Source organism: Streptomyces sp. NPDC127190 (genome assembly GCF_042672505.1).
In the GTDB taxonomy this organism is placed as follows: Bacteria; Actinomycetota; Actinomycetes; order Streptomycetales; family Streptomycetaceae; genus Streptomyces.
The window spans coordinates 564,544-580,362 of record NZ_JBHXVE010000001.1 but is presented as its reverse complement, the minus strand read 5'-3'; the positions used below and the strand labels follow the sequence as shown (position 1 = coordinate 580,362).

Genomic DNA, 15,819 nt, shown 5'->3' with positions numbered 1-15,819 from the left:
CGCCGGGTTCCCCCTCGTCTAAGTGACCGCCGGGCGCGGCGTGGTCGTTTCGGCGCTGCGTTGGTCCGAGCGGGGGGCCTCGGCGGGCCACGCCGAGGCCGCGCTCCAGGTCGGGATCGCCCGGCTGCGCGAGGGCGAGGAGCAGGAGGCCGAACGGCACCTGCGGTGCGCGGCGGGCGGGGGCAGCGCGGAGGGGGCGTACCGGCTGGCCACCCTGCTCGACGCGCGCCGGCCGCCGGAGCCCGCGCACGAGCTGGGCGAGGTCGTGCACGAGAAGACCGAGTGCGAGGAGTGGTACGAGCGGGCCGCGACCCAGGGCCACCGGCGGGCCCAGGTGCGGGTCGGCATGCTCGCGGCGGCCCGGGGCGATGTGGTCGAGGCGGCGCGGTGGTACCGGGCGGCGGCGGAGGCCGGCTCGCGCAACGGCGCCTTCAACCTCGGGCTGCTGCTGGCCCGGGAGGGCAGCGAGCCCGAGGCGGCGGTGTGGTGGACCCGGGCCGCCGATGCCGGGCATGGCCGGGCGGCGCTTCGGCTGGCTCTGGTCTACGCGCGTCGCGGCGAGCTGGCGGAGGGGCAGCGGTGGGCCGACCGGGCGGTGGAGCTGGGACCGGCGGAGGTGGCGGAGCGGGCGGGCCGGCTGCGGGACGCGCTGCGTGAGGAGCTGTCGGCGTGAGGCCGCGCCGGGCCTCGGCGGGGGCGGGCGAAGGCGCTGCTCACGGCGGTGAGCCAACCGATTTGCTTCTTGGCGCCGCTCTCCCGTAGTGTCGTGTTCACCGACGCGGGGTGGAGCAGCTCGGTAGCTCGCTGGGCTCATAACCCAGAGGTCGCAGGTTCAAATCCTGTCCCCGCTACTGAAGGGGCCGGCGGCGGCTGCCACACTACTATGAATCGGCCCGCGGGGTGGAGCAGCCCGGTCCCTCGCGGGGAAAATACCCCAGCGGCCCCCGTTACAACACCTGCCCCCTCAACTCACGCCCGCGGGCGGGAATCCAGAAATGGATTCCGGCCCTCGGCTTTTGTATGCGCGTCCTCGGTGTTCGTGCGTCTGGACATGCGAAGAGCCCCGGTGGTCGCCGGGGCTCCAGGGAAGCGGTGGTTACGCCGTCGCGCAGTTCGGGCACAGGCCCCGGTAGGTGACCTCGACGTCCGACACCGTGAAGCCGAAGCGCTCGGAGTCGGGGAGGTCGGCGAGCGGGTTGCCCGTCGGGTGGACGTCGCGGATCGCGCCGCACCGGGCGCACACCAGGTGGTGGTGCGGGCGGTGAGCGTTGGGGTCGTACCGCTTGGCGCGCTTGTCCGTCGAGACTTCCAGCACCTCGCCGAGGGAGACCAGCTCGCCCAGGGTGTTGTAGACGGTCGCCCGGGAGATCTCGGGCAGCTTCGCGACAGCGCGCGCATGGACCTCGTCGGCCGTCAGATGAACGTGCTCGCCGTTCAGGACCTCGGCCACCACGCGCCGCTGCGCGGTCATCCGCCATCCGCGTCCACGCAGCCGTTCCAGAAGGTCGCTCATGGCCACCAGCCTAACAGGAAGGGGGACCAGGTCGGGAATAGGTATGTGATTAGAAGACTGTTTGACTTAGACCTTGTCCAATGTAGGATCGAGAACGGCTTTGGCCATGGGACAGGACTAGTCAGCAATGACGCAGGAGGCGCACGTGACGCAGGGACCGCTCACCACGGAGGCCGGTGCTCCGGTAGCCGACAACCAGAACAGCGAGACGGCGGGCGTCGGCGGACCGGTCCTGGTCCAGGACCAGCTCCTGCTGGAGAAGCTGGCGCACTTCAACCGCGAGCGCATCCCGGAGCGGGTGGTGCACGCCCGGGGCGCGGGCGCCTACGGCACCTTCACCGTGACCGCCGACGTCACGCCGTACACCCGGGCCGCCTTCCTCTCCGAGGTCGGCAAGGAGACCGAGGTCTTCCTGCGCTTCTCGACCGTGGCCGGCAACCTCGGCGCGGCGGACGCCGTCCGCGACCCGCGCGGCTTCGCCGTGAAGTTCTACACCGAAGAGGGCAACTACGACCTCGTCGGCAACAACACCCCGGTCTTCTTCATCCGGGACGCGATCAAGTTCCCCGACTTCATCCACACCCAGAAGCGGGACCCGTACACGGGCAGCACGGAGCCGGACAACGTCTGGGACTTCTGGAGCCTGAGCCCGGAGAGCACCCACCAGGTCACCTGGCTGTTCGGCGACCGCGGCATCCCGGCGTCGTACCGTCACATGGACGGCTTCGGCTCGCACACCTTCCAGTGGAGCAACGAGGCGGGGGAGGTCTTCTGGGTCAAGTACCACTTCAAGACCGACCAGGGGATCAAGAACCTCACCGCCGAGGAGGCCGAGATCCTCGCGGGCAAGGACCCCGACTCGCACCAGCGCGATCTGCGGGAGGCCATCGAGCGCGGCGAGTTCCCGTCCTGGACCGTGGGCGTGCAGATCATGCCGGCGGCCGACGCGGCGACGTACCGCTTCAACCCGTTCGACCTGACCAAGGTGTGGCCGCACGCGGACTACCCGGTCGTCGAGATCGGCCGGCTGGAGCTGAACCGCAACCCGCGGAACGTCTTCGCCGAGGTCGAGCAGTCGGTCTTCTCGCCGGCGCACTTCGTGCCGGGCATCGGCCCCTCGCCCGACAAGATGCTCCAGGGCCGGCTCTTCGCCTACGGCGACGCGCACCGCTACCGCGTCGGCATCAACGCCGACCACCTGCCGGTGAACCGCCCGCACGCCACCGAGGCGCGCACCAACTCCCGGGACGGCTTCCTCTACGACGGCCGGCACGGCGGGGCGAAGAACTACGAGCCGAACAGCTTCGGCGGGCCGCAGCAGACCGGTCGAGCCCTGTGGCAGCCGTTCGACGGCTTCACCGCGGGCACCGGCTCCCACCCGACCCCGGGGCACGCCGAGGACGACGACTTCGTGCAGGCGGGCAACCTCTACCGGCTGATGTCGGAGGAGGAGAAGGAGCGGCTCGTCGCGAACCTCGCGGGCGCCATCTCCCAGGTCTCGCGCGAGGACATCGTGGAGCGGGCGATCGGCAACTTCGCGAACGCCGACGCCGACTTCGGCAAGCGGCTGGAGACGGCGGTGCGGGCGCTGCGCGGCTGAGCCGCCGGCACGCGCGTGCCGTGCAGACCTGGGGTTGCCCCCAGGCGGGCCGGATCCCTGGTGCTCGGGGTCCGGCCCGTTTCGTTCGTACGATTTCTCCGCGCGGGGGGTCAGCGCCGGCCGAGGTGGCCCAGCAGCTCGTCGTGGAGCAGGCCGTTGGACGCGGCCGCGTTGCCGCTGTGCGGACCGGGGCGGCCGTCGAGGCCGGTGAAGGTGCCGCCCGCCTCGGTGACGATGATCGCGTTGGCGGCCATGTCCCACAGCGACAGCTCCGGCTCCGCGCAGATGTCCACCGAGCCCTCCGCGACCATCATGTACGGCCAGAAGTCGCCGTACGCGCGCGTGCGCCACACCTGGCGGGTCAGGTCCAGGAAGCCGTCCAGCCGGCCCTGCTCCTCCCAGCCGGAGAGCGAGGAGTACGCGAAGGACGCGTCGGCGAGCGTGCCGACGCGGGAGACGTGGATGCGGGTCGCGGAGGTCAGGTTGCGGCCGGTGAAGGCGCCGTGGCCCTTCGCGGCCCACCAGCGGCGGCCGAGGGCGGGGGCGGAGACGAGGCCGACGACGGGGTGGTAGCCGCCCTCGCCCGCCTCCATGAGCGCGATGAGGGTGGCCCAGACCGGAACACCGCGGACGTAGTTCTTGGTGCCGTCGATCGGGTCGATCACCCAGCGGCGGGGGCCGGAGCCCTCGATGCCGTACTCCTCGCCCAGGACCGCGTCCCTCGGGCGGGCGCGCTGGAGCTGGCCGCGGATCAGTTCTTCCGCCGCCTTGTCCGCTTCGCTCACCGGGGTCATGTCCGGCTTCGTCTCCACCTTCAGGTCGAGGGCCTTGAAGCGGTCCATGGTGGCGGCGTCGGCCGCGTCCGCGAGAACGTGGGCGAGGCGCAGGTCGTCGAGGTAGTCCGGCATGCAAGGAACGGTATCGGTGGTCGTCCGTACCGGGCCACCGGGGGCCGCGTGTCCCCGCGCCGGCCCGTCGGGCGGGTGGTGACGGGAGGCCTTGACAGTGCATACGGGCGCGTCAAACCTGGGCGCAGAGCCGTTGCCCGCTGGGGAGGCGATGATGCCAGCTCGGGAGTCGCTCCTGGACGCCGCCTACCGGGCCCTCGCGCAGCGGCCGTGGTCCGCGGTGCGGATGGTCGACGTGGCGGCGGCGGCCGGGGTGTCCCGGCAGACGCTCTACAACGAGTTCGGCAGCAAGGACGGGCTGGCCCGGGCGCTGGTGCGGCGGGCGGCGGACGGCTATCTCGCCGGGGTCGAGCGGGTGCTGCGCGAGCGGGCCGGGGCGGGGGTGGGGGAGCGGCTGGTCGCCGTCGGGGAGTGGACGGTCGCCGCGGCGCGGGACGACGTGCTGGTACGGGCCATGCTGACCGGCTGCTGGAGCGAGCGGTTGCCCAGGCCGCGGCTGGCGGCCGTGCCGTCCGCCTCCGGGGTGCCGGAGCAGCGGAGGGCGGATGCGGCGTTGCCTTCGCCGGGGGATTTTGTGCGGATGGTGCGGGAGCGGGTGGTGGGGGCGGGGGATGCGGAGGGGGTTGGGCGGGCGTGTGAGTTGGCTGTGCGGGTTGCGGTGTCGTGTGTGGCGGCGCCGGTGGGGGAGGGGGGTGTGGGGGAGTTGGTGCGGGCGGTGGTAGGTGTGACCGGTGTTGGATGAGGTGTCGGTGTGGGGGTGGGTCGAGGCGCTGCTCGCTGTGAGGTGCCGCTGCGCCCACCCTCCCCCAAGCTCTCGGCTTCGCTCGAGCAGGGGGTACCCCCATCGCCCTTGGCGGCACGACTGCCCGCAGCTGCGGCCGTATGTCTCGACTAGTGGGCGGAGCCCGAGAGTTGGAGGCCGATGACGCCCATGATGACCAGGGTGATGGAGACGATCTTCAGGGTGGAGACCAGGTCGCCGAGGAAGACCATGCCGTAGATCGCGGTGCCCGCCGCGCCGATGCCGGTCCAGACCGCGTACGCCGGGCCGACGTCCAGCTTCTTGAGGGACAGGGTGAGCAGACCGAAGCTGCCGAGGGCGAAGGACGCGAAGGCGATCGTCGGCCACAGGCGGGTGAAGCCGTGCGAGAGCTTCAGGCACACGGCGAAACCGGTCTCCAGGATCCCGGCGACGATGACCAGCAGCCACGCCATGTGCTGTCCTCCCGTTGGTCCGGATCTCCGGCTCGGTGCGATTATGCACTTGCCTGACTCACGGCCCGTCAAACAACGCGGGACTCAGTCGCCTTCCCGGGCTTCGCGCGTGGCCAGCAGCCGGCGCAGGGAGTACAGCCGCGCCTGGTCCGCGTGGCCCTCCTCGACCCAGGCGTCCAGGGCGCAGTCCGGCTCGTCGTGGCTGCACGCGCGCGGGCAGCCCGCGGTGCCGGGTTCGAGGTCCGGGAAGGCGTGGATGACCCGGGACGGATCGACGTGCGCCAGGCCGAAGGACCGTACGCCCGGGGTGTCGATCACCCAGCCCTCCGCGGCGGACAGCGGCAGCGCCAGCGCCGAGGTGGTGGTGTGGCGGCCGCGGCCGGTCACCGCGTTCACATGGCCCGTCATACGCCGACGGTCCTCCGGAACCAGCGCGTTGACCAGAGTCGTCTTGCCGACGCCGGAGTGGCCGACGAACGCGGTGATCCTGCCGTCCAGGTACTCCCGCACCCGGTCCGCCGCGTCGCCGTTCTCCAGCTCCTCGCGGCTGGTGACGACATAGGGGATGTCCAGGGCGCCGTACAGCTCCAGCAGCTTGTCCGGGGGCGCCAGGTCCGACTTGGTCATCACCAGCAGCGGCTCCAGGCCGCCGTCGTAGGCGGCGACCAGGCAGCGGTCGATCAGCCGCGGGCGGGGCTCGGGGTCGGCGAGGGCCGTGACGATGGCCAGTTGGTCGGCGTTGGCGACGACCACGCGCTCGTACGGGTCGTCGTCGTCGGCCGTGCGGCGCAGGACCGACGCGCGCGGTTCGATGCGGACGATGCGGGCGAGGGTGTCCTTCTTGCCGGACAGGTCGCCCACCAGGGCCACCCGGTCACCGACGACCGCGGCCTTGCGGCCCAGTTCGCGGGCCTTCATGGCCATCACCGGCCGGTCCTCGACCAGGCAGGTCAGCCGGCCCCGGTCGACGGTGAGGACCATGCCCTCGGCCGCGTCCTCGTGCTTGGGCCGGATGTGGGTGCGCGGCCGGTTGCCCTTGCGGTTGGGGCGGCTGCGGATGTCGTCCTCGTCGGTGTGCTTGCCGTAGCGGCGCATGGCGTACGTCGTCCCTACTGCCCGAGCATCCCGGTCCACAGCTCGGGGAAGTCCGGCAGGGTCTTCGCCGTCGTCGCCACGTTCTCGATCCGCACGCCCTCCACGGCGAGACCGATCACCGCGCCGGCCGTCGCCATGCGGTGGTCCTCGTAGGTGTGGAACACACCGCCGTGCAGCGGGCGCGGGCGGATGTGCAGGCCGTCGGCGGTCTCGGTGACATCGCCGCCGAGTTCGTTGATCTCCTTGGTGAGCGCGGCCAGCCGGTCGGTCTCGTGCAGCCGCAGATGGGCCACGCCCCGCAGGGTGGACGGGGAGTCGGCGAGGGCGGCGACCGCGGCGATGCCCGGGGTCAGCTCGCCCACGTCGCCCAGGTCCACATCGATGCCGTGGATGGCACCCGAACCGGTGAACTCCAGCCCGTAGTCGGTGAGTTCGCAGGAGCCACCCATCTCGGTGAAGATCTCCCGCAACCGGTCGCCCGGCTGGGTGGTCCGGGCCGGCCAGTCCGGGATCAGCACCTTGCCGCCCGTCACCAGGGCCGCCGCGAGGAACGGCTGCGCGTTGGACAGGTCCGGCTCGATGGTCAGGTCCCGGCCGAGCAGCGCGCCCGGCGTCACCCGCCACACGTTCGGCTCGCCGCCGGACTCCGGGGTGTCCACCTGGGCGCCGACCGCGCGCAGCATGTCCACCGTCATCCGGATGTGCGGCAGGGAGGGCAGGGTCGCCCCGGTGTGGCGGACCTCGACCCCCTGGTTGAAGCGGGGGCCGGACAGCAGCAGGGCGGACACGAACTGGGACGAGGACGAGGCGTCGACCGACACCGGGCCGCCCTCCAGGGCCCCGCCGCCGTGCACCGTCAGCGGCAGCGCGCCCCGGCCGTCGTCGTCGATCCGGGCGCCGAGCGCGCGCAGCGCGTCGATCACACCGTGCAGGGGGCGCTCGTACGACCGGGGGTCGCCGTCGAACCGGACCGGGCCGTCGGCCAGCGCGGCCACCGGCGGCACGAAGCGCATCACCGTGCCCGCGTTGCCGACGTCGATCGTGGCCGGGCCGCGCAGGCCGGCCGGCAGCACCCGCCAGGCCTCGCCGGTGCCGTCCGGGCCGACGCCCTCCTCGATCTCGATGCCCATCGCGCGCAGGGCACCGGCCATCAGCAGGGTGTCGCGGGAGCGCAGCGGGCGGCGCAGCCAGCCGGGCTCGGAGGCCAGGGCGGCGAGGATCAGGGCGCGGTTGGTGACCGACTTGGACCCCGGCACGTGGACCGTCGCGTCGACGGCTCCGCTCGCGTGCGGGGCGGGCCAGAGTGCGGTGGAGGCGGTGTTCGGGGCCATGGGGCCACTTTATAAGGAGGGCGGGGCGGCAACCCCCCGGCAGCAGCCGGCGCCCTTCGCCGATCCCGGCCCCCTCCGGCGCCCCGCCCCGGTCTCACCACCCCGTCAGCCACCGCCCGCCGCCGATCAGCGACGACAGCGACACCGCGTGGAAGAGGAACAGCCACAGGCCCGCCGGGACGTGGGTGAGCCGGGACAGCTGGTCGGCGTCCGAGTCCCCGGCCCCTCCCCGGGACCGCTTCAGCTGGAGCTCGAACGGCGGCCGTACCCCGCCCAGCAGCAGGAACCACACCACCGCGTACGCGAACGCGGCCTGCACCTGGGGCCCCGCGAGCCACGACACCAGCACGAAGGCGCCGCCGGTCAGCAGCATGGTCAGCACGCCGTACGCGTTGCGGATCATGACCAGCATCACCAGCAGCAGGGCCGTGGCCACCCACAGCAGCAGGGTGATGCGGCCGGCGGCCAGCAGGGCCGCCCCGCCCAGTCCCAGGAGCGAGGGCGCGGTGTAGCCGGCCGCGGCGGTGAGGATCATGCCCAGCCCGTACGGCTTGCCCCGGCTGACCGTGAGGCCGCTGGTGTCGGAGTGCAGCCGGATGCCGGTGAGCTGCCGGCCGGTGACCAGGGCGACCAGGCCGTGCCCGCCCTCGTGCGCGATGGTGATCGCGTTGCGGGATATCCGCCACACCGGCTGCGGGGCCACCACGGCGAACGCCGCCGCCAGCGTGGCCAGGACGACCCACTGGTCGGGAGCCGGCTGGGTTCCGGTGAGCCGGTCCCAGAGGTCGGGCAGCGCGAGGGCGGCGAGGCTGTCCATGGTCCGAGTGGCTCCCTGTCGTCGTACGAGGTCTGGCAGTGTGGCACTTATGTGCGGACGGTATGCATCGAGTCGTAGGCCCGAGGATCTCGCAGGAGTCTTTGAGGTGGAGAAATGGGAGCCTGAGGAGACTCTGGAGCCGGACTACAACGTGGCGCCGACCAAGGAGGTCTACGCCGTTCTCGACCGTCCTCTGAAAGACGCGGACTCCCCGCGTCCGGTTCGCCAGCTGCGCAAGCTGAAGTGGGGGCTGGTGCCGTCCTGGGCCAAGACGCCCGAGGGCGGCGCCCGGATGATCAACGCGCGCGCCGAGACCGTGCACGAGAAGCCCGCCTACCGGCGCGCCTTCGCCGCCCGCCGCTGCATCCTGCCCGCCGACGGCTACTACGAGTGGGTCACCGGCGGCCAGGAGCGCGAGCTGGAGGTCGAGGGCAGGCGAAAGCGGCCGCGCAAGCAGCCGTACTTCGTGCTGCCCGCCGACGGCTCGGTGTTCGCGATGGCCGGGCTGTACGAGTTCTGGCGGGACCGGACCCTGCCCGACGACCATCCGCAGGCCTGGTGGGTGACCTGCTCGGTGATCACCACGGAGGCGGAGCGGACCCCGCTGGCCGTGGCCCCGGCCGAGGGCCCGTCCTCCCTCGCCGACATCCACCCGCGGATGCCCCTGATGCTCACCCCGGACCGCTGGGACGCCTGGCTCGACCCCGCCCGCACCGACCCCGACGCCCTGCGCGAGCTGCTCGCCCCGCCCCCGCCCGGCCTGATGCGCGCCTACCCGGTCTCCACCGCCGTCAGCAACGTCCGCAACAACGGTCCGGAGCTGCTGAAGGAGCTGGAGGCGCCGGAAGAGGGCACACTCTTCTAGCGTGATCGAGATTGTCGAGACCGAGACCGGGACCGCCCGCATCACCTGGCACAAGGCGCAGCGGGCCCGGCTGGTGCTGGCCGTGAGCCATGGCGCCGGCGGCGGCGTCGAGGCGCGCGACCTCCAGGCGCTCGCGCGGGTGCTGCCCGGCCACGGGGTGACCGTCGCCCTGGTCGAGCAGCCCTGGCGGGTCGCCGGGAAGAAGGTCGCCCCCGCGCCGAAGACGCTGGACGCCGGGTGGCGCGGGGTGTGGCCCGCGCTGTCCGGGATGGCGCTGCCGGTGATCTCCGGCGGCCGCAGCGCCGGGGCCCGGGTCGCCTGCCGTACGGCGACCGAGCTGGGCGCGCACGCCGTGCTCGCGCTGAGCTTCCCGCTGCACCCGCCGGGCAAGCCGGAGAAGTCCCGCGCCGAGGAGCTGCTGGGCGCCGGGGTGCCGACGCTGGTCGTCCAGGGCGGGAACGATCCGTTCGGGAAGCCGGAGGAGTTCCCGGAGGGCGGCCACGAGCTGATCGAGGTGCCGTACGGCGATCACGGCTTCGCCGTCCCCAAACGGGCGGAGATCACCCAGGAGGAGGCCCTCGCGGTCATCACCGACGGTGTCGCCGCGTGGGTCGCGTCACTCGGGTGACGGCCGGGAATGCCGCGGGGCGGCCCGCTGTTGTGGCGGACAGACGTGCTGAGGCCTCGGCACCGAACGTCGTCTGAGAGGAAGTCCGCCGCATGGGTTCGACCATCTGCCCGAGCCGCAGCAGCCGCACTGACCTGGACTGGACGGTGCTGCACGCGGCGAAGACCGCGCCAATTCGAGCGGCGGCGGGCACGGGTCGTGTTCTATCCTCCGAATCGAGTGGGACCGGTTTCGGTCCTGCCCGGGATCTTGAGGAGGTGGGTCCGGTCACTGGGACCGACGCAGGGACCGACAACGGCCAGGCGGAGCTGCCCGAGGGCCAGGGCATGAGCGCGGGGGCGTCCGCCGAGACGTCCGCGGAGCGCAGTGCGCGCTTCGAGCGGGACGCGCTCGAATTCCTCGACCAGATGTACTCGGCGGCGCTGCGCATGACGCGCAACCCGGCCGATGCCGAGGACCTGGTGCAGGAGACGTACGCCAAGGCGTACGCGTCCTTCCACCAGTTCCGTGAGGGCACCAACCTCAAGGCGTGGCTGTACCGCATCCTCACCAACACCTTCATCAACTCCTACCGCAAGAAGCAGCGTGAGCCGCAGCGCTCCGCCGCGGAGGAGATCGAGGACTGGCAGCTCGCCCGCGCCGAGTCGCACATGTCGACGGGTCTGCGCTCCGCCGAGTCGCAGGCGCTCGACCACCTGCCCGACTCGGACGTGAAGGAAGCGCTCCAGGCGATCCCCGAGGAGTTCCGCATCGCCGTCTATCTCGCGGACGTAGAGGGCTTTGCGTACAAGGAGATCGCGGACATCATGGGGACACCCATCGGTACGGTGATGTCCCGGCTGCACCGGGGCCGCCGGCAGCTGCGCGGCATGCTGGAGGATTACGCCCGTGAGCGCGGGCTGGTGCCGGCGGGCGCCGGGGAGTCGAACGAAGCGAAAGGTTCGGGCTCATGAGCTGCGGAGATCCGCACGAGACGGACTGCAGTGAGGTCCTCGACCATCTGTACGAGTTCCTCGACAGTGAGATGCCGGAAGTCGATCGCGACAAGTTCCGGCACCACATCGAGGAATGCTCGCCGTGCCTGGAGAAGTACGGCCTGGAACAGGCCGTGAAGAAGCTCGTGAAGCGGTGCTGCGGCCATGACGACGTGCCCGCCGACCTGCGCGCCAAGGTCATGGGCCGGCTCGAACTGCTGCGCGCCGGGCGGCCCGTGCCCGACCACGACGTCACCGCCCCGGCCGCAGAGGGCTGAGCCGCCCCGCCGGACCACCGGCCCGCATCACCCGAACGTGCTAATCCTCAGGTCATAAGCCCCGCACCACCGCATTCCGCCCTAGGCTCCCAGCCGGGAAGGCACGGTCGGGGAGGGGCGTGATGGAGGCGGTACCGGCGAGGGCACGCGCCTGTGTGGCCTGCGCCGTCCTGCTCGCCGCGCTCTGCGTGCTGCCGCTGCCGGCGACCCGCGCCCCCTGGTGGGCGCTCGGTCTGCTCGCCGCGCTCTACGCCGGCTGTGAGCACGCCGTACACCGCCGCTTCGACACGACCTTCTATCCCGTGCTGCTCGCGGGGGCGTTCCTGCTGCCCCCGCCGGCCGCCGCGCTCGTCCCGCTGCCCGCCGCGCTGCTCGCCCCGGGCGGCCACCGGCCCGCGTGGGCCCGGCGCGGCTGGCGGGCCGCACGGTCCGCGCTCGCCGTGTGGGCCGCGGCCCGGGTGCACTGGTCCCTCGGCGGCCGGCATGCTGTGGTCACCCCCGACTTCCCCTATGTGCTGCTGCCCGCGGGCGCCGCCGTGCTCGCCTTCTGCCTGGTGCTCACCGTCCTCGACGGCGCACTGCGCGCCGCGGCCGGGCCGGTGCCGCCGCGCCGGGCCTGGCGCGGACTGCTCTCCCGCTCGCTCGCCCCCGTCGCGGTGCACGGACTCGCCGGGCTGATGATGGCCGTGCTGTGGCGCAGCCGGTACGGCCCGGTCGCCGCGCTCCTGGTGCTGCTGCCGATGTGCGTCTCCTGGTGGGTGTTCGCCCAGTACCACCGCGAACGCGCCGCCCACCAGGCCACCATCCGCGCCCTGGTGCAGGCCGTCGACATCAAGGACGGTTACACCCGCGGCCACAGCGAACGCGTCGGCCGCGCCTCCGTGCTGATCGCCCGCGAACTCGGCATGGACGACGACCGCGTCGAGGTGCTGCGCTTCGCCGGCATCCTGCACGACGTCGGCAAGCTCGGGGTGCCCACCCGGCTGCTGCGCAAGGACGGCCCGCTCACCCCCGAGGAGCGACGGGTCATCGAACTGCATCCCGAGTACGGCCATGAGATGGTCCGCGGGATCTCCTTCCTCGGCGAGGCCCGCGCCGCGATCCTGCACCACCACGAGCGCCTCGACGGCAGCGGCTACCCCTACGGCCTGGCCGGCGGCCAGATCCCCGAGTGTGCCCGGGTCGTCGCCGTCGCCGACGCCTTCGACGCCATGACCTCCACCCGCACCTACAGCAGGGCCCGCCCGGTGGAGGCGGCCCTCGCCGAACTGGAGCGCTGCGCGGGCAGCCAGTTCGACCCGCGCATGGTCCGCGCGCTCGTCCGGGCGCTCGACTGCCACGGCTGGCACCCCGCCGTCACCGCCGACGAACCGGCGTACCCGGGCCCGGGCGGCGGGCCCGTCACCGGGGCCTCCCGGTGACCGCGCTGCGGCTCGTGCACGGCGCCGCCGCCCTCGCCGCGGGCGGCGCCCTCGCCGTCACCCTGTGGGGCGGCCTGGCGGAGCCCGGCGTCGCGCTCACCTTCGGCGTGCTCATAGCCGTCGGTGAGCTGGCCCTCCCGCAGGCGCTCCCCTACGTCCGCGCGGGCGGGACCCCCGCCAGCGGCGTCGAGGCGCGCCAGGCCGCACCGCTCGGCACCGCCGGCTCGCTGTCGTACGCCCTGCTCGGCGCCGACGCCGGACACCCCACCCATCACGGCCCCGCCCAGGTCGTCAGCGTCGTGCTCGCCGCCGCCCTGATCGGTGCCGTCCCGCACGTGTGGCGCGGCCGCGGCGACGCCCCGGACCATCTGGCCCGCCGGATCCTCACCGTCGGCTTCGCCGCCGTCTGCTTCCAACCCCTCTCCAACCGGGGGGTGTTCACCTCCTGGAGCGGCCCCGCCTACGCGCTGCTCCTGATCGCCGTGCTCGGCCTGACCGCGCTGTGCGCCGCCGTGCTCGCCGCCGCCCTCGCCCACTGCCGCACCGGCTGGCCGTTCGCCCCGCTGTTGCGCGAGGAACTGCGCGGGCTGCTCGGCATCGGCTCCGCCGTGTGCGCGACCGGCGCCGTCATCGCGCTCGCGGTCGCCGTCGTCGGCCTGTGGGCGCTGCCGGTGTTCTGCCTGCCCCTGCTGCTCACCCAGCTGTCCCTGCGCCGGTACGTGGCCGTCCGTGCCACCTACCGGCAGACCATCGCCTCGCTGGCCCGGGCCACCGAGGTCGCCGGATACACCCCGGCCGGGCACGCCCGCCGGGTGGCCGCGCTGAGCCTCGCCGTGGGGCGGGACCTGGGGCTGACCGGGCCGGAACTGACCGTGCTGGAGTACGCGGCCCTGATGCACGACATCGGCCAGCTCAGCCTGGTCGACCCGGTCCCGGCCGGGGCCACCGCCGGGCTGCCCGTGGCCGAGCAGCGGCGGATCGCCCTGCTCGGCGGGGCCGTCGTACGGCAGACCGGGGTGGACCCGGCCGTCGCCGTCGTGGTGGAGCGGCAGGCCGACCCCTGCGCCGAGCAGCCGCTCGCCGCCCGGATCGTGCGGGCCGTGAACGCCTACGAGGAGAAGACCCGGGACGCCGGTCCGCAGGGGCCGCTGCGGGCGCTGGAGGAGCTGCGGCTCGGCACCGCCGGGCAGTACGCGCCCGAGGTCGTGGAGTCGCTCGCCCGGGTGCTGGCCCAGCCGCGCGGCCGCTCGGGAAGCGGCCCGGAGGGGGCCGCGGGGAGACGTACGGCACTGTCTGACCCGGCCCCCGGCTGGGTAACCCATGGGTAATGAGCGCCTTTCCCACCGTACGTGGTTGGATGCGAGGGAGAGGGTGTCCGGGGGCAGAAGCCAGCCCACTGTGTGATCTGGAACTGGCAGGCGGGAATCGTGAGGATCTTCGGAAAGGGACGGCACCGGCCCTCCGCCTCCTGGCGGCAGGCCACGGACCGCGCGTTCACACTCATCGGCGACGGCCGGTACGAGGACGCGGGCGAGCTGCTGACACGCGCTGCCGACCTGGAACCCTGGCTGTCGGAGTCCTGGTTCAACCTCGCCCTGCTGCACAAGTTCCGGCACGACTGGGAGCAGGCCCGCGCCGCCGGGCTGCGCGCCGTCGCCCTGCTCGAGCGGGAGAGCGGGGCGCCCGACTGGTGGAACGTCGGCATCGCCGCGACCGCGCTCCAGGACTGGCCGCTGGCCCGCCGCGCCTGGCAGGCGTACGGCCTGAAGGTGCCCGGCGGGGCCACCGCCTCCGGCGAGCCGCTCGGCATGGCGCTCGGCAGCGCGGCCGTACGGCTCTCCCCGGAGGGCGAGGCCGAGGTGGTGTGGGGCCGCAGGCTGGACCCGGCCCGGATGGAGGTCCTCTCCATCCCGCTGCCCTCCTCCGGGCGGCGCTGGGGCGAGGTGGTGCTGCACGACGGCGTGCCGCACGGCGAGCGCACCACGTCGGCCGGGCACGCCTACCCGGTCTTCGACGAGATCGAGCTGTGGGCGCCGTCGCCCGTCCCCACCTGGGTGGTGCTGCTGGAGGCGGCGACGGAGGCGGACCGGGACGCGCTGGAGCAGCTGGCGGCCGACGCCGGGTTCGCCGCGGAGGACTGGTCCTCCTCGGTGCGGCTGCTGTGCCGGATGTGTTCCGAGTCCCGGATGCCCTCCGACGAGGGGGAGGGGATCCATCTCGACCCGCACGACCACAGCGAGCCGGGGCATCCGGGGCCGCTGGGGCACCGGACGGACGGGCAGCTGTGGGTGCCGGAGCGGGAGTGCGGGGTGGCCGCGCCGGCCTCGCTGGTCCGGGGCCTGCTGGACGGGTGGGTCGCGGACAGCCCGGACTCCAGGGACTGGCGGGATCTCGAAGAGGTTTGCTGAGCCGACGGCGACCGGCCCCCTTTAGGCTGTAGTCGCAGAATTTTCCAGGCTTGCAGGAAGGCGTACGTCGGTCATGGCTCAGCAGGACACCGATCAGCAGCACGCGGGCGTGCTCCCCGTCGACGACGAGGGCTATGTCGTCGACACGGAGGACTGCGAGGAGCGCGAGACGGCCTGGCGGGAGCGCGGGACCTCGCGGCCCGTCACGGTCGTCGGCAACCCGGTCCTGCACAAGGAGTGCAAGGACGTCACCGAGTTCGGCGAGGAGCTCCAGCAGCTGGTCGCCGACATGTTCGCCAGCCAGCGCACCGCCGAGGGCGTGGGCTTGGCCGCCAACCAGATCGGCGTGGACCTGAAGGTCTTCGTCTACGACTGCCAGGACGACGAGGGCAAGCGGCACGTCGGCGTGGTGTGCAACCCGAAGCTGGTGGACCTCCCCGCCGGGAAGCGGGTCCTGGACGACAGCAACGAGGGCTGCCTGTCCGTGCCGGGCGCCTACGCGCCGCTCGCGCGCCCCGACTATGCCGAGGTGACCGGCCAGGACGAGCGGGGCAACCCGGTCAAGGTCCGCGGCACCGGCTACTTCGCACGGTGTTTGCAGCACGAGACGGACCACCTCTACGGCTACCTGTACATCGACCGGCTGTCCAAGCGGGACCGCAAGGACGCGCTGCGGCAGATGGCCGAGAACGAGCCACGCTACCCCGTGGTCGCCAACGACTAGCGGCCGCGCCGGAGTCGGGGCGTCCGACCGGGGATCACACCC

At 73.0% G+C, this 15,819-nt stretch carries 16 protein-coding genes, 1 tRNA gene and 1 pseudogene; 12 read left to right on the top strand and 6 right to left on the bottom strand.

The features are described 5' to 3' along the window. Window positions 1-67 precede the first annotated feature (67 nt). Window positions 68-673, top strand: a pseudogene (locus tag ACFVIU_RS02545) (tetratricopeptide repeat protein); the annotation flags it as partial. A 104-nt stretch (window positions 674-777) separates the two neighbouring features. Next, window positions 778-851: transfer RNA gene (locus tag ACFVIU_RS02540), tRNA-Met, on the top strand. Between the two features lie 245 nt (window positions 852-1,096). Here ACFVIU_RS02540 and ACFVIU_RS02535 read toward each other — a convergent pair. Next, complete coding sequence (locus ACFVIU_RS02535) at window positions 1,097-1,513, bottom strand: Fur family transcriptional regulator (protein ID WP_385840098.1); 417 nt, start codon at window positions 1,511-1,513, stop codon at window positions 1,097-1,099. 145 nt (window positions 1,514-1,658) lie between these two features. Here ACFVIU_RS02535 and ACFVIU_RS02530 point away from each other — a divergent pair, with 145 nt between their 5' ends. Beyond that, window positions 1,659-3,113 (top strand): catalase, encoded by a 1,455-nt coding sequence (locus tag ACFVIU_RS02530; protein ID WP_385840097.1) that lies wholly within the window; start codon window positions 1,659-1,661, stop codon window positions 3,111-3,113. A 110-nt stretch (window positions 3,114-3,223) separates the two neighbouring features. Here the strand turns inward: ACFVIU_RS02530 and hisN are convergent, their stop codons facing one another. Next, window positions 3,224-4,021, bottom strand: a complete 798-nt coding sequence (hisN, locus tag ACFVIU_RS02525) for a histidinol-phosphatase (RefSeq protein ID WP_385840096.1) — start codon at window positions 4,019-4,021, stop codon at window positions 3,224-3,226. Window positions 4,022-4,172: 151 nt separating this feature from the next. Between hisN and ACFVIU_RS02520 the strand changes: the two genes are divergently transcribed. Beyond that, window positions 4,173-4,763, top strand: coding sequence for a TetR/AcrR family transcriptional regulator (locus ACFVIU_RS02520; protein ID WP_385840094.1), 591 nt, complete (start codon window positions 4,173-4,175; stop codon window positions 4,761-4,763). A 149-nt stretch (window positions 4,764-4,912) separates the two neighbouring features. Here ACFVIU_RS02520 and ACFVIU_RS02515 read toward each other — a convergent pair whose 3' ends face one another. The 4 genes from ACFVIU_RS02515 to ACFVIU_RS02500 form a co-directional block, all read right to left on the bottom strand. Then, window positions 4,913-5,236: a DMT family transporter gene (locus ACFVIU_RS02515; RefSeq protein ID WP_385840092.1), complete on the bottom strand. Its 324-nt coding sequence runs from the start codon at window positions 5,234-5,236 to the stop codon at window positions 4,913-4,915. An 84-nt stretch (window positions 5,237-5,320) separates the two neighbouring features. Further along, window positions 5,321-6,331: a ribosome small subunit-dependent GTPase A gene (rsgA, locus tag ACFVIU_RS02510; protein WP_385840091.1), complete on the bottom strand. Its 1,011-nt coding sequence runs from the start codon at window positions 6,329-6,331 to the stop codon at window positions 5,321-5,323. A 14-nt stretch (window positions 6,332-6,345) separates the two neighbouring features. Further along, the gene (gene aroA / locus ACFVIU_RS02505; RefSeq protein ID WP_385840090.1) at window positions 6,346-7,662 is read right to left on the bottom strand and encodes a 3-phosphoshikimate 1-carboxyvinyltransferase; all 1,317 of its coding nucleotides are present in this window, start codon (window positions 7,660-7,662) and stop codon (window positions 6,346-6,348) included. A gap of 94 nt (window positions 7,663-7,756) precedes the next feature. After that, window positions 7,757-8,479: a M50 family metallopeptidase gene (locus ACFVIU_RS02500; protein ID WP_385840089.1), complete on the bottom strand. Its 723-nt coding sequence runs from the start codon at window positions 8,477-8,479 to the stop codon at window positions 7,757-7,759. A 49-nt stretch (window positions 8,480-8,528) separates the two neighbouring features. Here ACFVIU_RS02500 and ACFVIU_RS02495 point away from each other — a divergent pair, with 49 nt between their 5' ends. The 8 genes from ACFVIU_RS02495 to def all read left to right on the top strand — a co-directional run bounded on the left by ACFVIU_RS02495 (window position 8,529) and on the right by def (window position 15,777). After that, window positions 8,529-9,344: an SOS response-associated peptidase gene (locus ACFVIU_RS02495; RefSeq protein ID WP_385840087.1), complete on the top strand. Its 816-nt coding sequence runs from the start codon at window positions 8,529-8,531 to the stop codon at window positions 9,342-9,344. Between the two features lies 1 nt (window position 9,345). Further along, on the top strand, window positions 9,346-9,972 hold the full coding sequence (locus ACFVIU_RS02490) for an alpha/beta family hydrolase (RefSeq protein WP_385840086.1): 627 nt from the start codon (window positions 9,346-9,348) through the stop codon (window positions 9,970-9,972). Window positions 9,973-10,229: 257 nt separating this feature from the next. Next, on the top strand, window positions 10,230-10,925 hold the full coding sequence (locus tag ACFVIU_RS02485) for a sigma-70 family RNA polymerase sigma factor (RefSeq protein WP_385840085.1): 696 nt from the start codon (window positions 10,230-10,232) through the stop codon (window positions 10,923-10,925). After that, on the top strand, window positions 10,922-11,224 hold the full coding sequence (gene rsrA, locus ACFVIU_RS02480; RefSeq protein ID WP_385840083.1) for a mycothiol system anti-sigma-R factor: 303 nt from the start codon (window positions 10,922-10,924) through the stop codon (window positions 11,222-11,224). The genes ACFVIU_RS02485 and rsrA overlap by 4 nt, the downstream gene beginning before the upstream one ends. A 122-nt stretch (window positions 11,225-11,346) precedes the next feature. Beyond that, window positions 11,347-12,645 carry an HD-GYP domain-containing protein gene (locus tag ACFVIU_RS02475; protein WP_385840082.1) on the top strand — a complete coding sequence of 433 codons (1,299 nt, stop codon included), beginning with the start codon at window positions 11,347-11,349 and terminating at the stop codon, window positions 12,643-12,645. Beyond that, window positions 12,642-13,973 carry an HD-GYP domain-containing protein gene (locus ACFVIU_RS02470; RefSeq protein WP_385840081.1) on the top strand — a complete coding sequence of 444 codons (1,332 nt, stop codon included), beginning with the start codon at window positions 12,642-12,644 and terminating at the stop codon, window positions 13,971-13,973. Before ACFVIU_RS02475 ends, ACFVIU_RS02470 begins: the two co-directional genes overlap by 4 nt. A 99-nt stretch (window positions 13,974-14,072) precedes the next feature. Next, entirely contained in the window at window positions 14,073-15,053 is a 981-nt protein-coding gene (locus ACFVIU_RS02465; protein WP_385840080.1) for a tetratricopeptide repeat protein, read from the top strand. Window positions 15,054-15,126: 73 nt separating this feature from the next. Continuing rightward, complete coding sequence (def, locus tag ACFVIU_RS02460) at window positions 15,127-15,777, top strand: peptide deformylase (RefSeq protein WP_385840078.1); 651 nt, start codon at window positions 15,127-15,129, stop codon at window positions 15,775-15,777. The last annotated feature ends 42 nt before the right edge of the window (window positions 15,778-15,819 follow it).